The 19,773-nt window shown below is 62.4% G+C and carries 15 protein-coding genes and 1 tRNA gene; 8 read left to right on the forward strand and 8 right to left on the reverse strand.

Annotated features, from left to right (window positions below; translation table 11 throughout):
• Positions 1 to 289: 289 nt before the first annotated feature.
• Positions 290 to 5,248, forward strand: a complete 4,959-nt coding sequence (locus NKH54_RS01490; protein WP_353027617.1) for an autotransporter outer membrane beta-barrel domain-containing protein — start codon at positions 290 to 292, stop codon at positions 5,246 to 5,248.
• Between the two features lie 161 nt (positions 5,249 to 5,409).
• On the opposite strand, the gene NKH54_RS01495 is transcribed toward NKH54_RS01490, so the two are convergent.
• The 6 genes from NKH54_RS01495 to NKH54_RS01520 form a co-directional block, all read right to left on the reverse strand.
• Positions 5,410 to 6,642: a MalY/PatB family protein gene (locus NKH54_RS01495; RefSeq protein ID WP_353027618.1), complete on the reverse strand. Its 1,233-nt coding sequence runs from the start codon at positions 6,640 to 6,642 to the stop codon at positions 5,410 to 5,412.
• 49 nt (positions 6,643 to 6,691) lie between these two features.
• Positions 6,692 to 7,816 (reverse strand): amino acid ABC transporter permease, encoded by a 1,125-nt coding sequence (locus NKH54_RS01500; protein ID WP_502901369.1) that lies wholly within the window; start codon positions 7,814 to 7,816, stop codon positions 6,692 to 6,694.
• An 18-nt stretch (positions 7,817 to 7,834) separates the two neighbouring features.
• Positions 7,835 to 9,022: an amino acid ABC transporter permease gene (locus NKH54_RS01505; protein ID WP_023686476.1), complete on the reverse strand. Its 1,188-nt coding sequence runs from the start codon at positions 9,020 to 9,022 to the stop codon at positions 7,835 to 7,837.
• 170 nt (positions 9,023 to 9,192) lie between these two features.
• On the reverse strand, positions 9,193 to 10,206 hold the full coding sequence (locus NKH54_RS01510) for an amino acid ABC transporter substrate-binding protein (RefSeq protein ID WP_023686475.1): 1,014 nt from the start codon (positions 10,204 to 10,206) through the stop codon (positions 9,193 to 9,195).
• A gap of 153 nt (positions 10,207 to 10,359) precedes the next feature.
• The gene (locus tag NKH54_RS01515) at positions 10,360 to 11,319 is read right to left on the reverse strand and encodes a LysR family transcriptional regulator (protein WP_023686474.1); all 960 of its coding nucleotides are present in this window, start codon (positions 11,317 to 11,319) and stop codon (positions 10,360 to 10,362) included.
• Positions 11,320 to 11,602: 283 nt separating this feature from the next.
• A tRNA-Ser gene (locus NKH54_RS01520) sits at positions 11,603 to 11,692 on the reverse strand.
• A 360-nt stretch (positions 11,693 to 12,052) separates the two neighbouring features.
• On the opposite strand from NKH54_RS01520, the gene NKH54_RS01525 reads away from it, so the two are divergent.
• From NKH54_RS01525 to NKH54_RS01535, 3 genes are all read left to right on the forward strand, one after another.
• Positions 12,053 to 12,799, forward strand: a complete 747-nt coding sequence (locus tag NKH54_RS01525; RefSeq protein ID WP_353027619.1) for a hypothetical protein — start codon at positions 12,053 to 12,055, stop codon at positions 12,797 to 12,799.
• A 116-nt stretch (positions 12,800 to 12,915) separates the two neighbouring features.
• Positions 12,916 to 13,239 carry a hypothetical protein gene (locus NKH54_RS01530; RefSeq protein ID WP_023691865.1) on the forward strand — a complete coding sequence of 108 codons (324 nt, stop codon included), beginning with the start codon at positions 12,916 to 12,918 and terminating at the stop codon, positions 13,237 to 13,239.
• 252 nt (positions 13,240 to 13,491) lie between these two features.
• Positions 13,492 to 14,481: a BMP family lipoprotein gene (locus tag NKH54_RS01535; protein WP_023683177.1), complete on the forward strand. Its 990-nt coding sequence runs from the start codon at positions 13,492 to 13,494 to the stop codon at positions 14,479 to 14,481.
• A gap of 290 nt (positions 14,482 to 14,771) precedes the next feature.
• Here the strand turns inward: NKH54_RS01535 and NKH54_RS01540 are convergent, their stop codons facing one another.
• Together NKH54_RS01540 and NKH54_RS01545 are read right to left on the reverse strand one after the other, a co-directional pair.
• Entirely contained in the window at positions 14,772 to 15,185 is a 414-nt protein-coding gene (locus NKH54_RS01540) for a hypothetical protein (protein ID WP_353027620.1), read from the reverse strand.
• Positions 15,186 to 15,198: 13 nt separating this feature from the next.
• Entirely contained in the window at positions 15,199 to 15,405 is a 207-nt protein-coding gene (locus tag NKH54_RS01545) for a SlyX family protein (RefSeq protein WP_196813704.1), read from the reverse strand.
• Positions 15,406 to 15,623: 218 nt separating this feature from the next.
• Between NKH54_RS01545 and NKH54_RS01550 the strand changes: the two genes are divergently transcribed.
• From NKH54_RS01550 to cdd, 4 genes are all read left to right on the forward strand, one after another.
• Positions 15,624 to 17,156, forward strand: coding sequence for an ABC transporter ATP-binding protein (locus NKH54_RS01550; protein ID WP_023698756.1), 1,533 nt, complete (start codon positions 15,624 to 15,626; stop codon positions 17,154 to 17,156).
• Complete coding sequence (locus NKH54_RS01555) at positions 17,153 to 18,292, forward strand: ABC transporter permease (RefSeq protein ID WP_353027621.1); 1,140 nt, start codon at positions 17,153 to 17,155, stop codon at positions 18,290 to 18,292. The genes NKH54_RS01550 and NKH54_RS01555 overlap by 4 nt, the downstream gene beginning before the upstream one ends.
• A 1-nt stretch (position 18,293) precedes the next feature.
• Positions 18,294 to 19,265, forward strand: coding sequence for an ABC transporter permease (locus NKH54_RS01560; protein WP_023683182.1), 972 nt, complete (start codon positions 18,294 to 18,296; stop codon positions 19,263 to 19,265).
• Between the two features lie 107 nt (positions 19,266 to 19,372).
• Positions 19,373 to 19,765 (forward strand): cytidine deaminase, encoded by a 393-nt coding sequence (gene cdd, locus NKH54_RS01565; protein WP_353027622.1) that lies wholly within the window; start codon positions 19,373 to 19,375, stop codon positions 19,763 to 19,765.
• Positions 19,766 to 19,773 lie beyond the last annotated feature (8 nt).

A 19,773-nucleotide genomic window follows, 5' to 3' on the forward strand; every position in this document is an offset into this window, starting at 1 on the left:
CGAGATTGTTCTCGCGATTCCGTAAGGTCTCTGTTTAATAAGCTATATCTAATATTGACTATTTTCTGTCGCTCAAAAGTCGCAGACTTCATTTTACTGATCACCGTTAGCTTCTTGGTAGCTCTCACGACTATAAACTTCTTGCGGGCGAATAGCTTTCATGCTGCCTTCGCGCACTCAGGAATCAGGGAGCTTAGGCATGGCGGAGCGGATTGCGCGTGATGGGTTTTGGGTTTTGCATCTCGCGCGCTTGCCGCAAGTCGTGTCGCTTCGCTCCGGCACTTCCGCCTTGACGATCCTAACTGTTGCCCTTGCGCTGAGCGCCGCGCCGGCTCGGGCCGATGGCGGCAATGGTAGCAGCGCAGGCGCTGGACAAGGTGGCGTTGACGGCGCGCTCGCGAGTGCCACGGGTCAGAATGCCGCCAATGGCGCGACCGCTGGTGGCGGTGGTGGCGGCATTGACCTCACGACGGGTGACGGGGCGCCAGGAGGATCGGGAGCGGTAAGTGGGACAGCCAACAACCCAAATGGCGTTGCCGGTGCCACTGGTGCTACGGGTCTGGTCATCTCGACAGACGGGACCATTGCAACCAGCATCAGCGGCGGGGCCGGCGCTTTGGGCTCCCCTGGCACGAATGGCGTCGTCAGGAGCGGCGGCGGTGGCGGTGGCGGTGTGGGCGTCAGTGCCACGGCCGACGTTACAGTCACTGGCACAGGATCGGTGAGTGGTGGCACTGGCGGCCGAGGTGGGACCAATGGCAACAGCGGCAGCGGTGGTGGCGGCGTCGGCATATTCTCGTCCGCAAACGTGTTTGTAGAGGCGGGCGGCAGCGTTACCGGCGGCACGAGTCTTTCCACAATTGGGGTCCAAGCAGGTGGTGGCGGCGGCGCAGCTGCCATCGTCCTGATGGGCGGCGGGACAATCCAGAACAGCGGGAATCTGCTCGGGGGTGCCGGTGGAAGAACAGTTCTCGGCGGCGGTGGGGACGGTGGCGCCGCTGTTCTGCTGCTTTCAGGTGGAACCGTCATCAACAAGCTAGGTGCGACGATCGTTGGCGGCAGTGGCGGTCAGGGCTCCTTGGCAGGCGGCGATGGCGCCGCAGGGATCAAGGGCGCCAACATCGCGGTCATCAATGCGGGTACGATCAGCGGCGGTGCCGTCGGCACCGGTGGCGGAACGCCGGCAGCCGGCAAAGCCATCCAGTTCACCGGCGGCGTCAATTCGCTGGAGATTCAGGCCGGCTCCACCATCATAGGCAATGTGGTCGCTTTCAGCGCCGCGGATACATTCAAGCTGGGTGGCGATATCAGCGCCAGTTTCGGTGTGTCGCAGATCGGCGCTGGCGCCAAATATGACGGGTTTGGGTTCTACGAGAAAACCGGAAACAGCACCTGGACCCTAACGGGGACGACAACTGCCGTCACGCCTTGGACCTTGTCCGGCGGGACCCTGCAAATTTCGAGTGACAACAATCTGGGCGCCCTCTCGGGCGGCTTGACCTTCGACGGCGGCACGTTGCGCACGACCACCAGCTTCGCCACCAATCGCAATGTCCTGATCAATTCGACCGGCGGGTTCGACACGGTGGCAGGCACGCAGTTGGACGTGTCAGGCCAGGTGACCGGCACCGGCACACTGGTCAAGAGCGGCGCCGGCACGCTCAACGTCAGCAATTTGTCCAACAGCTATACGGGTGGCAACATCGTCAATGCAGGAACGCTTGCCGGCAACACCGTGGCGATCCGTGGCGACATCCTGGACAACGGCGCTGTCTCGTTTCTCGACCTCGGCCCCCACACCTTCGGCGGAAATATCTCCGGCTCGGGCAGCGTCGACATCGAAGGCTTCGGCACGCTGACGCTGACCGGTGCCAACACCCACAGCGGCGGCACCAAGGTCGGGACCGGCAAAAGCATCTCGGTCGCGTCGGACCAGAATCTGGGTGCCGCTACGGGCCTGCTGACACTCGACGGCGGCGAACTCGGCACGACAGCAAGCTTCGCCATGAGCCGCGATGTCAAGCTCACTTCCGCCTATGGCTACTTCCGCGCGGCGGCGGGTACGACGCTGACCGCGAATGGCGAGCTGAGCGGCGTGGGCGGCGTCTACAAGGAGGGCGCCGGCACCCTGGTGCTCAACGGCGACAGCACCTATTCCGGCCGCACCACGGTCGACGGGGGCAAGCTCGTCGTCGAAGGTTCGCTTGGGAATACCGAAACGACGGTCAACAGCGGCGGCACGCTGGGCGGCTCCGGCTCGATAGGCGGCGCGGTGATCGTCGCCGATGGCGGCGTGCTGGCCCCCGGCTCCAGTCCGGGTACGCTTACGGTCGGATCGCTCAGCCTGAGCTCCGGTTCTATGCTCGACTACGAGCTCGGCCAGGCAGGAATTGTCGGCGGCGGTGTCAACGACCTGATCGAGGTGACCGGAGCGCTGACGCTGGACGGCAGCCTCAACATCACCGATGTAGGCGGCTTTGGCCCTGGCGTCTACCGGCTCATCAATTATGGCGGCGCCCTCACCGACAATGGTCTCGAACTCGGCAATCTGCCGGCCGGCGTCACGGCGGCCGATTTGACGGTGCAGACTTCTGTCGCCAACCAGGTCAATCTTATCAGCAGTGTCGGTAACGACCTGTTGTTCTGGGACGGTGACGCGGCCGGGAATGCCAACAACGATCTGGTCGACGGCGGCAACGGCACGTGGACGGCGACAAGCCTGAACTGGACGACGAGCACCGGCCTGGTAACTGGCGCGATGAAGCCGCAGCCCGGCTTCGCCATCTTCCAGACGCTCGGCGGCACCGTCATCGCCGACGGCAGCGCCGGCGCGCTTGCGATTACGGGCATGCAATTCGCCGCCGATGGCTACCGCATCGAAGGCGACGCCATCACGCTTGATGGCGCTGGCGGCGAGAGCATCATTCGGGTCGGCGACGGCACGGTGGCCGGAGCAGGTTACACCGCCACCATCGCCTCCGTGCTAACCGGGACCAGCAGCCTGACCAAGACCGATGCGGGCACGCTGGTGCTGTCCGGCGCCAACACCTACACGGGCGGCACCACCGTCCTGGGCGGCGTGCTATCTGTTTCAGCCGACAACAATCTCGGCGTTGCCGCTGGCGGCCTGACGCTCTCCGGCGGGACGCTGCGCAACACAGCGGCGTTCAGCTCGGCGCGCGACGTCACGCTTTCGTCGGCCGGCGGCACCTTCGACACTGTGGCCGACCTGACCTTGTCCGGTGCGATCTCTGGCGCTGGCAGCCTTGCCAAGACCGGCGCCGGCACGCTGACGCTTACGGGAACGAACAGCTATGGCGGCAACACGTTGGTCAGCGCTGGCACGCTGGTCGGCGATGCAACCTCGATTCGTGGCGACATCGGCAATTCCGGCACTGTCGTGTTCGACCAGGCGGCGGACGCCAGCTTCGCCGGCGATATCTCCGGCACCGGCGCAATGATGAAGGATGGCGCCGGCGTGCTGACGCTGTCAGGCACGTCGCTGCTGGACTGGACCGTCAATCAAGGCGGCCTCGTCTCGGCAGCCGAGCGCTTCGGTGGCGATGTCGCGATCGGCGCCGGCGCCTCCTTCACATTCGACCAAGTCGCCTCCGCCAGCTATGCCGGCGTGCTCTCGGGCGCCGGTACGTTCATCAAGGACGGCCAAGGCACGCTGCTGCTTGCGTTGGACAACTCAGGCTTTACCGGCGCCACTACGGTCAGCGGCGGCACGCTTGCCGCGGGCGCTGCGAACGCGTTCAGTTCCTCCTCGCAGTTTTCCGTCGCCTCGGGCGCCACGCTCGATCTTGCCGGCACGTCCCAGACGATTGCGGGGCTGAGCAACGCCGGAACGGTGCGCATCGCGGGTGGCGTCCCAGGCGACACACTTACCGTAAGCGGCGACTATGTCGGCAATAGCGGCGCCGTCGTTCTCAACGCTGCGCTCGGTGGTGACGGTTCGCCGACAGACATGCTGGTGATCGCCGGCAACACGTCAGGGACGGGTACCCTTCAGGTCGTCAATTTCGGCGGGTCGGGCGCCCAAACGGTCGGAGGCATCAAGATCGTCGACGTCGGCGGCGTCTCAAACGGCAGCTTCTCGCTCGACGGCAATTATACCTTCGAAGACGATGCAGCGGTCGTCGGGGGCGCCTACGCATACAGGCTCTACAAGAACGGCGTCAGCACACCGGCCGATGGCGATTGGTATCTGCGCTCGGCCCTGGTCAACGGCGATCCCGATCCGCAGCCGCTCTATTCGCCCGGCGTGCCTCTGTACGAGGCCTATGAAGGGGTGCTGCAGGCCTTCAATGAACTGGGCACCATGCAGCAACGCATTGGCAATCGGTCGTGGGGCGAGGGTGCTACGCCGCAAGGTGCGGACCTGCCAGGCCAGGGCTCGGTCGACGGCAAGGCGATATGGGCGCGCATCGAAGCTGCCCATGCCGAGATCAAGCCTGAGACGTCGACCTCCGGCACGAACTATGACGTGACCACCTGGAAGCTGCAGGCCGGCGTCGATGGCCTGCTGCACGAAAGCGACGCCGGTACCCTGATCGGAGGGATTACGGCCCACTACGGAACCGCGTCGTCGGACGTCTCCTCGATCTTCGGGGCAGGGTCGATCGCTGCCACCGGCTACGGCGTCGGCAGCACGCTCACCTGGTTCGGCAGCGGTGGCTTCTACGTCGACGCGCAGGCCGAGGCGACATGGTATGACAGTGACATCCGGTCGGCCACGCTGGGCACCACGCTTGCGGACGGCAACAACGGTTTCGGCTACGGGCTGAGCATCGAGACCGGACAGAAGATCGCCCTCAACGGCAACTGGTCGCTGACGCCGCAGGCCCAGCTTGCCTATTCCTCGGTCGACTTCGACGCGTTCACCGACCCGTTTGGCGCCGTCGTGTCGCCCGGCAGCAGCAACAGTCTCGTCGGCCGCCTCGGCCTCTCCGCGGACTATGAAGACCAGTGGGTGGACGATGCGGGGCAAGTCAGCCGCACGCACATTTACGGGCTCGGCAACCTTTACTACGACTTCCTCGACGGAAATGATGTCGATGTGTCTGGCACGAAACTGGTCAGCGAAAATCAGGCGCTGTGGGGCGGTGTCGGCCTTGGTGGCTCGCTGAGCTGGGCGGGCGGCCGCTACGCCGTCTTCGGAGAAGGGACAGCGCGGACAAGCCTCAAGGATTTTGGCGATAGCCACGCCCTGGGCGCCAAGCTCGGGTTCGCTGTGAAATGGTAGCGGCGATCGAGATGGACATGTCGACCTTGGCTTGAGCGTCGTGTCCGGCACGGTTATGGATCCGGACTTGCGGGCCACCCGGCTCGACGGCCCTCGGACGTTTCCTTACCGGCTGCCGGCATCAAGTACCAGGCTCGCAACCGAAGCACCCTGGCGCTCGATCACAGGGATGCCAGCGCGCTGGACATGCGCTCCAGTCCTTGGCGCAACAGAGGACGCGGGCAGCCGACATTCAGGCGGATGAAGCCTTCGCCGCCAGGCCCGTAGACGCGGCCATCGTAGAGATTAACCTTGGCCCAATCGACAAAGAACTTCTGAATTCCACCCACTCGGCGATCGAGCGCGCACGCGTCCAACCACACCAGAAACGATGCGTCGGGCCGCATGGGCGTGATGCCTGGAAGGTGTTCACCGGCGAACTCGCAAACCAGATCGATGTTGCCGGCGATGTAGCGCGTGAGTTGGTCGAGCCACGGCGCGCCGCTGCTGTAAGCAACCTCCAGGGCCAGGCGGCCGAAAAAGTTCGCATTCACCATGAATGACGCCTGCATTGCGGCAAGAAGCGCCTCGCGGCGCTTTTTGCTGGCTACCGAAATGGTTGCCGAAGGAACCCCGGCAAGATTGAAAGTCTTCGTTGGAGCGGTGCAGATGAACGATTTCTCCGCAGCATCTTCCGAGATGGAGGAGAAGACGATGTGGGGGCGATCCGACAACCTTATGTCGCAGTGAATGTCGTCGGATATGACCAGGATGCCATGGCGCTCGCAGATGTCGTTGAACGCCGCCAATTCTTCGAGGGTCCAGGCCATTCCGGCAGGGTTGTGAGGATTGCACAGCAGGAATGCCTTGGCACCGCCGGCCGCCAGTTTCTCGAAATCCTCGAGATCGAGTTCATATCTGTTGTTCTGCAGCCTCAGCCGGTTCGTAAGCAGAACCCGCCCGTTTCCCTGAACAACTTCGAAATAGGGCGAGTACACGGGCGACTGCACAATGACGCCGTCACCGGGCTTGGTGAAGGTTCGCAGTATCGCAGCCACGGACGGCATGATCGCCGGCGCGGGAAGCAAGGTCTCCAGTTTCGGCGACCAGTTGTGCCGGTGCGCGAACCACGATTGCACGATCTCATAGTGGCGCGGATCGCGGCGTGTGTAGCCGTAAATGCCATGCTCCGCAGCCTCGCGCAGTCGCGCGATGACGGTTTCCGGAGCGCGGAAGTCCATATCCGCCGTCCACAGCGACAGCAGGTCCTGGCCCTCGACCTGGGGAGAGAACTCGTCCCACTGGTTGGCCCATTTGACGGATCCGAACTGCCGACGGTCGTGGATCTGGTCGAAATCTATTCCCGCGATATGTCGCTGCCCATGCGCCGATGCGGGCGTGTCTGCACAAGCCATTTGATAGTCACCTTGCCGCGGGCATTGCTTGTGGCATCATCATCGCCTCCTAGGATTTGTGGCCACGCGCCAATTGGCGCTCCATAGATTGCGAGTAACGCGACATGCCGAAGCAAAAGCTCCAGTAGACCAACCCCGCAAAGAGGTAGCCGGTTGATGAGATCGTCGGGCCTGCCCAGTTCGGATCGACGCGCGCCGTTTCGACGGCCTTCAGGAAATCCGCGATGCCGACGATGGCGACCAGAGTCGTGTCTTTGAACAGACCGATGAAGGTCGAGACGATGCTCGGTATGACGATCGTCAACGCCTGAGGGAGGACGATCAGGCGCATCATGTCGAAGTAGCCGATCCCGAGCGCCTTGGCCGCTTCGTGTTGGCCCTTCGGGATCGCCTGAAGGCCGGCTCTCACGACCTCGGCCATATAGGCGGACGAGAACAACGCTATCGCGATGAGCGGGCGCAACAGTCGATCAGGCGTCAGATAATCCGGGACGAAGAGCGGCATCATGAAGTTCGCCATGAACAACACTGTGATAAACGGCACGCCGCGGACGACTTCGATGAACGTGACGCAAACCGTCTTGACGAAAGGGAGTTCCGACCTGCGTCCAAGCGCCAGGATAACCCCGATCGGAAGCGAGAAGACGATACCCACGATCGACATCAGCAACGTGATCAAGAGACCGCCCCAGAGCGTCGTATCGATGACAGGCAAATGAAGCCAGGCAACGCCGCGCACGAGAACGAACGCGGCCACGGGGTAGACGAGGAAGAACAGCAACGCCGCCACTTTGCGCCGCGGAGCCTTCGTCCACAGGAGCCAACCGATGAGGATGGCGCCGATCGCCTGCGCAAGGTCCACCCGCCACCGCTCGGAAACCGGATACGCGCCGTATCGCAGGTAGTCGAACTTCTCGGCGATGAAAGGCCAGCAAGCCCCCTGGCTGTTCGCACGGCAAGCTTCATGGCCGCCGCTCCAGACCGCGTTGAAGATCGCAAAGCTCAGGAAGTGATGCAGCAGCCACGTGGCGAGGAGGACAAAGCATATTGTCAGCGCGCCTGAAGACGGCGTCGAAAACAGGTTCTTTTTCATCCAGCTCACTGGACCCGGTCGAACGTCCGCGGGAGGCGCCATGGCTGGTATGAGCGCGCTGATCACAATTGGCGAACGCATGGACTGATCGCTCATCCGTCACCTTTCAACAATTGCAAAATGTTGGTTGCACGCGTTCATGACCAACGACGTGGCAAGGGAGATGACGAGATAGACCGACAGAGTAATCGCCATGACCTGGACGGCGGCTCCGGTCTGATTGAGCACCGTGCCGGCAAAGATCTGAACGAGGTCGGGATAGCCGATGAACACGGCAAGCGACGAGTTCTTGATGAGGTTGAGATACTGGCTTGTCAAAGGGGGAATGATGATGCGCAGCGCCTGGGGAACGACGACCAGACGAAGCGTCTTGCCCGGCGCCAGCCCCAACGCATGCGCAGCCTCGGTCTGGCCCTTTGGCACTGCCTGGATTCCACCTCGCACGATCTCGGCGATGTATGAACCGGTGTAGACCGACAGACCGATCAGGAGAGCGGCAAACTCCGGATAGAGCTGATGCCCGCCTTGAAAATTGAAACCCCGCAGCTGCGGAGCGACGAACGAGACCGGCTCGCCAGCCGCCAGGAAAAGGACCAACGGAAATCCTGTCAAGATCGCCAGACTGACCAGAAGCACCGGCAGCTGCTTGCCCGTCCGTCTCTGGACGCTCCTGGCGCGAAACCAGAATGCAACGCAGCAGGAAATGGCCGCAACGAATGCCAGGCCCACCAGACCCGCTCCCGGATGCAAATGAATCTCCGGAACGATGAGGCCGCGATTGTTGAGGTAGATGCCGCCGGGAATGGCGATGGACGCCTTCGGCGAGGGCAACGGCTTGAGGACGGCGTTGTACCAGAACAGCAGCTGCAGCAATAACGGAACATTGCGCACAAGCTCGACATAGGCGGTCGCCACCTTCGAAACGATCCAGTTCGGCGACAGGCGGGCAACGCCGATGACGAAGCCAAGCAAGGTCGCAAACAGGATTGCGAGGACACTGACGTAGAGGGTGTTGACCACTCCCACCCAGAACGCCTGACCGTAGCTGGACAATGCATCGTACGGTATCAGGGTTTGATTGATGTCGAAGCCGGCAGACTCATTCCAAAAGTCGAATGAGAGCGGAATCCCCCGGACCCGCATATTCGATGCAGTCTGCATGCCGATGCCCAGGGCCAAGGCCAGCAGGCAGCCGGCGAGCAAGAGCTGGTAGAAGATGCCCCGCACCTTCGTATCGTGCAGCGACAACCTCCTGCGCGACGGCGCGGGAAGCGACAAATGGGACATGGGCTGTTCCTATCGGGTCCGTGCAAGGCGCTGACGGTAACACGCCAGCGCCTTGCAACCATGCCTTTGCCTAAAGCGCGTCGCCATTGAACGGACTCAGGCGACGCGCTTTAGGGTCTTCGTTATGCATGTCGTGTCTCAAAACCGGGGCCATTTTTAAGCGACATGCGTTAGCGGATCGGCGGAGCGTATTGAACGCCGCCTTGGTTCCAGAGCGCGTTCATGCCGCGCTCCATTTTCAGCGGCGAATCCTTGCCGACATTGCGATCAAACACTTCGCCGTAATTGCCGACCTGCTTGATCACCTCGACCGGCCAGTTATCGCCGAGCCCGATGTCCTTGCCTATGCTGCCGTCCACGCCAAGCAAGCGGCGGATGCTGGGGTTGTCCGACGATTTCATGGCATCGACGTTCTTGGAGGTGACCCCGTATTCCTCCGCGGCCACCATGACGTAGAGCGTCCACTTCGCCACATTGAGCCACTGGTCGTCACCCTGCCGCACGGCCGGGCCAAGCGGCTCCTTGGAGATCAGCTCGGGAAGAACAATGCTGTCGTCCGGCTTGGCCATGCGAAGCCGCGACGCGTTCAAGGTGGAGGTGTCTGCGGACAAGACGTCGCAACGTCCCTCCTCATAAGCCTTCACTACAGCTTCCTCGTCTGCGAAACCAACCGTCGTGTACTTGATCGACTGCGAGCGAAAATAGTCGGCAAGGTTCAACTCGGTCGTGGTGCCCTGGGTGACGCATATCGATGCGCCGTCAAGTCCCTTGGCTGACGTGATATTGTCCGCCTTGCGCACCATGAACCCCTGGCCGTCATAGAAATACGTGCCGGCAAACAGTATGCCTAGCGACGTATCGCGGGACGATGTCCAGGTTGCGTTGTGGGCGAGAATGTCGATCTCTCCCGACTGCAAGGCGGTGAAGCGATCCTTTGGCGTCAATGGGATGAACTTGACCTTTTGCGCGTCCCCGAGCACGGCAGCGGCCACGGCGCGACAATAATCAACGACAAATCCGGTCCATTTGCCTTCATTGTCGGGAAGGCTGAAGCCAGCCGTGGCCGAATTCGTGCCACAGGTCAGCACGCCATTTTTCTTGACATTGTCGAGGGTTGCGGACCACGCCGAGGAGGCGGTGCACGCGATGGCGAGGGCAAGAAGGCCCTTGAACGTTGATCTCATTTCGGCATTCCCCTGTTATTGCTGAAAGGGAATGTGCTCTCCAGCCCAAGTATTCGTCAAATCGATTGTTCTCATGGTGAAAATGAGCGCTGCTCATAGTTGCGAAGCACTGGCAGCTGAAAAGCGGTTGAGTGGTGAAGCAGCGCGCGCGACCTATTTTACGGCCGACCCCGGTGCTCCGACGGTGCCTTGGTGTCTCTTGCTCCGCGATTCGTTGTAGATTCCCACGATGATTTCCCGGAGCCACCTGGTTCCCGGGTCATTCGCCATCTGGCGGTGAACAATAAGCCAGGCATTCACATTCGCTATCGGAAGGGGTGGCGGGACCAACGTCACCTCACTCCTCTCATCCAGCATTTGCAGGATGGCATCACCGCAATGGGTAATCAGTTCAGTGCCGCGAAGCGCCCAGGGCAGCACCGGATAGTTCGAGATGGTCGCAACGACATTGCGGCGAAGACCCATCTGTTTGAGGGCGGCATCCGCGAGGCCTTCCGCCAGGCCATCTGCGGAAATCTGGAGGTGGGAACTGGCCAGATAGGTTTCCAGCGTCATTGCGCTTCTGGCGATCTTGCTTCCGCTCCACACTGCGCAAAACAATCGGTCCTGGCCAAGCTCCACCTTCAAGAGACCTGGGTCGTCGCGTATCGCTGCTCCCGTCAGCGCGCAGTCAACTTGTCTCAGATAGACCGATGAACCGATTTCGGGTCCGTTTGCGGGAATGACGTTCAGCGTCGCGCCAGGAGCTTGCCTGGAAAATTCTCGAATGAGGCCCGGGATGAAAACCATGGCATGATAATCTGTAAGTCCAACGCGAAAGTTGCGCCGCGTCGTTGCTGGATTGAAGATCTGATGCCGGTCGATCGATGCGCGGATCGTTGCGAGTGCGGCGGAAATATTCGACAGCAGCTCAACTGCCCGGGGAGTTGGCCGCATCTCGCCGCCATCTCTGGTGAACAATTCATCCTGCAATAGATACCGAAGCTTCGACAGGGAGTGGCTTACAGCTGATTGTGTTCTGCCCAATTCGGTAGCCGCCCGCGTCACGCTCCTTTCCCGCATCATCACGTCAAAGACCCGCAATAGATTGAGGTCGATATCGTTATAATTCATGGAATTACCTCATCTGCGACCTGAGACCGCACCAGGCGGCACTAACGCGTTGGTTGCGACGGTGACAGATGGGGCACGAAGAGTGAAGACAGAGGTCCGGCTACGCCTTTGAAACTCTGGCGGTTGAACAGGTGACGGCGACCGCCGGATCGCTCCGCGGCATTTCTGCGCCTGGCTTGGCGAGCAAGCCGGCAATCCGCCATGAACCCAGGGCGAGCATGTGAAGTAAAGTCAGCCGCACCCGCTGGGATGGAAAATCGCAGCGGTTTCAATGGCTTGATAATGGCGGAGAGAGCGGGATTCGAACCCGCGTTACGGTCTCCCGTAAACACACTTTCCAGGCGTGCGCCTTCAACCACTCGGCCACCTCTCCGTCCTTGCATTCGCGCCCGGCCGGTTTTGCCACGCGGGTTGGGGAGATGCATCCCTTTGGGATTTGCGGGAAGACCCGCTTGATGGACACCGCCAACCAGCGGATGCCCTTCCCGGCGCCCGTCAATCAAACAGGCGCGGGGCTCATCTAGTCGATCCGGCGCCGAATGCCAAGCCATAACGGCAGTCTATTCGCTTTGCCGGCCATGCATCGTTTCGCGGGGCGTTGAACGGCTCCGCTTCTAAGGCGCTTCGGTTCTGAATGGTGTGCACGGGCAAGGCGGCAGGGCCGGCCGCGCTTGACTTCGCCCCTCGCCACCTGTCGAGTGCGGCGGAGGCTTTGCGGGGGCAACGTCCAGACGTGACATCGAGCAATGAACAGCCGGCCAGCGGAACGCCGGCCGGAGGCATGCCAGGCGGGCTGACGCCCGCAGGGCCTCCGGACAGCGGGCTGTCCTTCGTGCCCGTGGTCTGGCTCCTCTTCGTCATGGCATGGTCGGTCTACTGGCTGGTCTCGGCGCGGTGGCTGTTCGAGAGTTCCGGCGTGCCGGACAGGATCTTCTATTTCGTGCTTGGCGGACTGGCCTTCGACATCGTCACCATCGTGTGGGGGCTTTATCTGCTCGGCCTCGCCTTCAGCCGTTCCGCGCGCTTTCCGCGTCATTTCACCATCTGGCAGATCACCACCATCGCCTGGCGGCTGGCCGAGCAGGTCTATGCGCTGACCGTGCCCGATTTCACCGTCTCCGCCAGGGAGCTTGCGATCGCCGCCACCGAAATCGTCATCGGCCTGTTTTGCATTTACCTGCTGCGCCGCCGCGACGAGGCCAAGGCCTTTTATGCAAGGCCGGAAGCGCAGGCACCGTCAGCCTTTGGTTCGATCGTCGCCGCGCTGGCCGGCATCATCCTCGGCGCCGTCGTCGGCACTGTCGCCGGCTTCGCGCTTGGCGCGGGGATCGCCGAAGCCACCGACATCAGCTGTTTCGAAGGCGGCTGCGGCTACTTCGCGGTGTTCATCGGCCTTGCCGGGCTGGTGGTCGGGGCCATTGGCGGCGGGGTCCTCGGCGTCTGGCTCGTCCATCGGCGGAGCCGAAAGGTTTCCATATAGGCGGGCGATAGGCTTCAAATTCGCGTATGGCGATTGCACGCCGGGCGTGCGCATTCTATTCCTCGCCTTTGACCGGAAGGTCCTCGGGAGGAACTTGAGGACCGGGGAAGATTTCGATGCTGCGTTTTTTGTTTCGCCTCGCGGCCATGGTCGCACTCTCGGTCGCCGTCATCATGGCCGTGCTCGACGCGACGCGCTCGGTGGCGGCTTCCGCATTGGTCATGACGCCGCTGAATTCGAGCTGGCTGGCGGTTTCGCCCGACACCCGCGCGGCCTTCGAGACCTTCGTGCGCGCCAAGGTCAATCCGATGATATGGGATGGCGGCATCGCCTGGGTGCTTGCCCAGCCCGGGTTTGCCGTGTTCGCGGTGCTTGCCTTCATCCTCTATGCGATCGGCTACCGGCGCCGGCGGCGCGGCGGAGAATTCGCGCCGGGCTGATGGGTTGTCCCAGCGGACTTGAGACGACAATGTGGCAATCGCCCACAGCTGTCACCGTCTTGGGCATGTTTTTCCAACGGGGGGCATGCTTTTCCAAAAGGTCAAAATTCCGCGTGAATTTTGTTTCGGGCCGTGCCAGATTGCCTTGAGCGGGAGGGGAGTACACTCCTGGCTGATGCCGCATGCCTGCCGGAGAACCGGGCAGGCGGACGGCGCGTAACGGAAAAAAATAACCGACAGGGTGTGGATCACATGAAACGTATCGTTCTCGGCCTCCTGGCCGCAACCGCAATGGTTCTTCCGGCTTTCGCCGCGGATGTCCAGCCGGCCATCCTCTACGATCTCGGCGGCAAGTTCGACAAATCCTTCAACGAGGCTGCCTATCACGGCGCCGAAAAGTTCAAGACCGAGACGGGCACCGCCTATGTCGAGTTCGAAGTGTCGAACGCCTCGCAACGCGAGCAGGCGCTGCGCCGCTTCGCCGAGGACGGCCGCAACCCGATCGTCATGGCCGGCTTTGCCTGGGAGGATGCGCTGAAGGTGGTCGCGAAGGAATATCCCGATCTCAACTTCGCCATCATCGACGATGCCGTCGATATGCCCAATGTCCGCTCGCTGGTCTTCAAGGAAAACGAAGGCTCCTATCTCGTCGGCATCCTGGCGGCGATGGCCTCGAAGTCCAAGAAGGTGTCCTTCATCGGCGGCATGGACATTCCGCTGATCCGCAAGTTCGAATGCGGCTATGTCGGCGGCGCCAAGGCGGCCGGTGCGACCGATGTCATCCAGAACATGACCGGTGACACGCCCGCGGCGTGGAACGATCCGGCCAAGGGCGGCGAGATCGCCAAGACGCAGATCGACCAGGGCTCCGACGTCGTCTATGCCGCGGCCGGTGGCACCGGCGTCGGCGTGCTGCAGGCGGCGGCGGATGCCGGCAAGCTCGGCATCGGCGTCGATTCCAACCAGAACGGCCTGCAGCCCGGCAAGGTGCTGACCTCGATGCTGAAGCGCGTCGACGTTGCGGTCTACACCGCCTTCATGGACGGCAAGAACGGCACCTTCAAGGGCGGCCTGCAAAATCTCGGCCTCAAGGAAGGCGGCGTCGACTACGCCATGGACGACAACAACAAGGCGCTGGTCACCGACGAGATGAAGGCTGCCGTCGAAAAGGCCAAGGCCGACATCATCGCCGGCACGATCCAGGTGCACGACTATACCGCCGACAACGCCTGCCCGTATTGATTGATAAGAATTCGCTTACGAACCGCCGGGTAAAAGCCCGGCGGTTTTGTTTGAGGGCTTTAAAGGACGTTGAGGATTGGCGGAGGTCTCGGCGACGTCCGATCTCCCCCCTTGCGGGGGAGATGCCTGGCAAGGCAGAGGGGGGCTGTCCCTCGGCCTAACGGCCAATCAGGTTGGCGATCCTTCACACCCCCTCTGGCCTGCCGGCCATCTCCCCCGCAAGGGGGGAGATCGGCAGTTTCGGCGTTGCGGGTCCTTCTTCGCAAGTCCATATGCGATTGCCTTGGACGTCAGGGCAGAAGCGCACCGCCGGTCGACAACAAGCCCAAGAGATAACCCAGCGCAAACACCACGTTCAGCGCGATGGCGATGACGGCGCCGCGTCGGGCACCGAGCGAATGCACGCCGACGCCATAGGGCTTCCGCTCCAGTCTGCCGATCACCGGCTTCGCTTCGTCCTGGCCGACCACACGCATCTGCGGCAGTTCGGCGATGCGTTGCGAGATCAGCCGCCAGCGATCGTCGTCGCCCGAGGGCCGCCCCGTGCCGTCGAAGACATGCATGCGCTCGGCCAGCCGCATCACCGTGTCGCGGAAGGCGGGATCGATCGCCAGGTCTCGCTCGGCACGCTCGCGGTCGCGATCGTTTATCAGGCCAAGCACATAGTCGCCCGCCCGCGTAACGCGATCGCTTTCACCGGCCATCGGCTTCTCCTTGCTACCAGTGCGGCGGTTTGGTTATCGGCACGTCGGGTGCCGATTGTTCCTCCAGCGCCATGAAGCGCCCGGTCAGCGCATCCAGCTTGCGCTGCATGCGCTCGATGACCGTCCACTGTTCGGCGATCTGGCCCGACAGTTCCTCGATCGTCTTTTCCTGCTCGGCGGCGCGGATTTCCAGCGTCGTCAGCCGGTCGACAGGCATGATCATTCGAAACTCCCCAGGTCCTGGTGCACGCAGGTGCAGCATGATGCGACTGTCGAGCCTTGCATATTAGTGAATGTGAAGGTCTGCGGCCACGTTCGAAATTGACAAGCGCACCGGGATTTGTCGAGAGTGGCCACTGCGCCGCCAATTGGCACGGGTGGGGCATCATGCTAGGCGTTTTGACCAAGCGATAAAAAAATAAGAGTGGGACAGGCTGCATGGCGCAAGCCGCAATCGAACTGATCGGCATCAACAAGAGTTTTGGCGCCGTTCGCGCCAATCGCGACATCAATCTGGAGATCGCACGCGGCACCATCCACGGCATCGTCGGCGAGAACGGCGCCGGCAAGTCGACGCTGATGTCGATCCTCTACGGCTTCTACCAGGCCGACAGCGGCGAGATCCGCGTCGGCGGCAAGCCGGCGTCGATCAAGACTTCCAACGACGCCATCGCGCTCGGCATCGGCATGGTGCACCAGCACTTCATGCTGGTCGACAATTTCACCGTGCTGGAAAACATCATCCTCGGCGCCGAAAGCGATGCGCTGTTGAAAAAGAGCATCGCCAAGGCGCGCTCCGAACTGGAGCGGCTCGAGCGCGAATACGGGCTGGAAGTCGATCCCGACGCCATCATCGAGGAATTGCCGGTCGGCCTGCAGCAGCGTGTCGAAATCCTGAAGGCGCTTTATCGCGGCGCCGAAATCCTGATTCTCGACGAGCCGACGGGCGTATTGACGCCGGCCGAGGCCGACCATCTGTTTCGCATCCTCAGGCAGTTGAAGGACCAGGGGAAAACGGTGGTGCTGATCACCCACAAGCTGCGCGAGATCATGGCCATCACCGACAATGTCTCGGTCATGCGCCAGGGCACGATGGTGGCGACGCGCGAGACCAGCAAGACGACAGTCGGCGAACTGGCCGAACTGATGGTCGGACGGCGCGTGCTGCTGCGGGTCGAAAAGGGCGAGACGGAGGCCGGCGCGGTCAAGCTGGCCGTCAAGAACCTGACGGTGAAAGACCAGCGCGGCGTCACCATGGTCGACGACATCTCCTTCGATATCCACGCCGGCGAGATCGTCGGCATTGCCGGTGTCGCAGGCAACGGCCAGTCCGAACTGCTCGAGGCGATTTCCGGCATCAGGCGCGCGGTTTCCGGCTCGGTGATGCTCGATGGCAAGCCGATCGACCTGACCGGGGCCGCCGATCCCGGCGAGTTGCGCGACCGTGGGCTCGCCCATGTGCCGGAGGACCGCCATCATGTCGGCCTGGTGCTGGCCTTCGAGGAGAACGAGAATTCGATCCTCGGCTACCATGACGACCCGCGCTACCTCAAAGGGCCGTTCCTCAACATCGACGCCATCATGACCGATGCCAAGGACAAGATCGAGAAATACGACATCCGTCCCGGCAATCCGCGTCTGAAGACGGCGAATTTCTCCGGCGGCAACCAGCAGAAGATCGTGCTGGCGCGAGAAATGGAGCAGGATCCCGGTGTTCTGATCGTCGGCCAGCCGACGCGCGGCGTCGATGTCGGCGCCATAGAATTCATCCACAAGCGGCTGATTGCCATGCGCGACCAGGGCAAGGCGGTGCTGGTGGTGTCGGTCGAGCTCGACGAGATCCGTTCGCTGTCGGACCGCATCCTGGTGATGTTTGCCGGGCGCATCGTCGGCGAACGTGGCCCGGAGGCGACCGAGGGCGAGCTTGGCCTGCTGATGGCGGGCGTCGATCGCCAGGAGGCGGCAGAGTGAGCACGCCTTACGCCAAACTGCCGGCCTGGGCCGATTATGGGCTGATCCCGCTGATCAATCTGTCAGTGGCTTTCATCGTTGCCGGTTTCGTCGTCATGCTGGTCGGCGAAAACCCGTTTCGTGCCGCCGTCATCCTGGTCGAGGGCGCTTTCGGCAAGGGAACCGGCATTGCCTTCACGCTGTTCTATGCCACCACCTTCATCTTCACCGGCCTGTCGGTGGCGGTGGCCGCGCATTGCGGCCTGTTCAACATCGGGACCGAGGGCCAGGCCTATATTGCCGGCCTCGGCGTGGCGGTGGTCTGCCTTGCCTTCGACAGTGTGCTGCCATGGTGGCTGACCTTTCCGCTGGCGATCGTCGCCGGAGCCGCCGTCGGTGCGCTGTGGGCGCTGATCCCGGCCTATCTGCAGGCCAAGCGCGGGTCGCACATCGTCATCACGACCATCATGTTCAACTTCATCGCAGCCTCGATCATGGTCTACCTCCTGGTCGGGCCGTTGAAGCCGGCGGCGTCGCAGGCGCCGCAGACGCGCAACTTCCTCGCCGGCGCCGAACTGCCCAAACTCAACTGGATCATCGAACTGTTCGGCGCCAAGATCCGCTCGGCGCCGTTCAACATCTGCTTCCTGCTGGCGCTGCTCATGGCATTCCTGGTCTGGCTGCTGATCTGGCGCACCAAGCTCGGCTACGAGATGCGCACCTATGGCCACAGCCCGAAAGCGGCGCGCTATGCCGGCATTTCGGAGACCCGCATCATCATCATCGCGATGATGATTTCGGGCGCGCTGGCCGGCATGATGACGCTGAACCCGGTGATGGGCGACCAGCACAATGTGGCGATCGATTTCGTCTCCGGCGCCGGCTTCGTCGGCATCGCCGTGGCGCTGATGGGCCGACTGCATCCGGTCGGCATCGTGCTGGCGGCGATCCTGTTCGGCATGCTCTACCAGGGCGGCGCCGAACTTGCCTTCGAAATGCCGGCGATTTCCCGCGACATGATCGTCATCATCCAGGGTTTGGTCATCCTGTTTGCCGGTGCGCTGGAGCACATGTTCCGGCCCTACGTCCAGGCGCTGTTCGCCTCGTTCAGTCCAAGGTCGGTCGGCATCGAAGCGGTCAAAGGGAAGGGCGCCTGAGATGGACGTCTTCATCGCCATCGTGCAGATCCTGGACTCGACCATACGCCTGTCGGTGCCGCTGCTACTCGCTTGCCTCGCCGGCCTCTATTCGGAACGCGCCGGCGTTTTCGACATCGGGCTGGAAGGCAAGATGCTGGTCGGCGCCTTTGCAGGTGCGGCCGCCGCTTCGGTCTTCCATTCGGCCTTCCTCGGTCTCGGCATGGCGATCGTGATGTCGGTCGCCTTTGCCCTGGTGCACGGCTTCGCCTCGATCACCCATCGCGGCAACCAGATCGTCTCCGGTGTGGCCATCAACTTCGTCGCCGCCGGCTCGACCATCATTCTGGGCCAAGCTTGGTTCCAGCAGGGCGGGCGAACGCCGGCGCTGCAGCCGGGCGAGCGTTTCGAGGCCATCACTCTGCCTGGTGCTGCCGCGATCCACGACGTGCCGATCATAGGGCCGATCTATTCCGAGCTGCTCTCTGGCCATTCGATCCTGGTCTATCTCGCTTTCGCCATGGTGCCGTTCACCTGGTGGGTGTTGTTTCGCACCCGCTTCGGCCTGCGCCTACGCGCCGTCGGCGAGAACCCGGCCGCCGTCGACACCGCCGGCATTTCGGTCGCTTGGCTGCGCTACCGGGCCCTGATCTGCACCGGTGTGCTGACCGGCATTGCCGGCGCCTACCTCTCGATGGTGCAGAATGGCGGCTTCGTGAAGGACATGACCGCGGGCAAGGGGTACATCGCACTGGCGGCGCTGATCTTTGCCAAATGGCGACCGGTGAACGCCATGTTCGCCTGTCTTCTGTTCGGCTTCCTCGACGCGGCGGCGATCCGCCTGCAGGGTTCGCCGCTGCCGTTGATCGGCAAGGTGCCGGTGCAGTTCATGCAGGCGCTGCCCTATGTGCTGACCGTGATCCTGCTTGCCGGCTTCATCGGCAAGGCGATCCCGCCGCGCGCCGGCGGCGTGCCTTATGTCAAGGAACGTTGATCCGGGCGCCCAGGAGCACTGTGTCGAACATGCGGCTGGTGCTCGAAAGGCGCCAGGAAAACGCAAATGGCCGGGTTTTGACCACGATCGTCGGAGAGAACGTCTAGATGTCGCATGATCTGTTCGAAGCCGCGCAGGAGGCCATGGCCAAGGCCTACGCGCCCTATTCGAAGTTTCCGGTGGGTGCGGCGTTGCGCACCGAAGACGGCCGTGTCTTCACCGGCGTCAACATCGAGGTCGCGTCCTATCCGGAAGGCTGGTGCGCCGAGACCACGGCGCTCGGCCATTACATCATGGGCGGCGGCGGCAAGATCGTCGAGATCGCCGTCATTGCCTCGCGCATGGCCAAATGCTCGCCCTGTGGCGGCTGCCGGCAAAGGCTGGCGGAGTTCTGCCGGCCGGACACGAAGCTCTATCTTTGCGACAACACCGGCGTGGTCGAGACCGTGACGATGGGCGACATGCTGCCCTACGGGTTTCGTGGCGACATTTTGAAGTGAGAGTTGGC

This window comes from Mesorhizobium sp. M1004 (genome assembly GCF_040318795.1).
Lineage (GTDB): Bacteria > Pseudomonadota > Alphaproteobacteria > Rhizobiales > Rhizobiaceae > Mesorhizobium.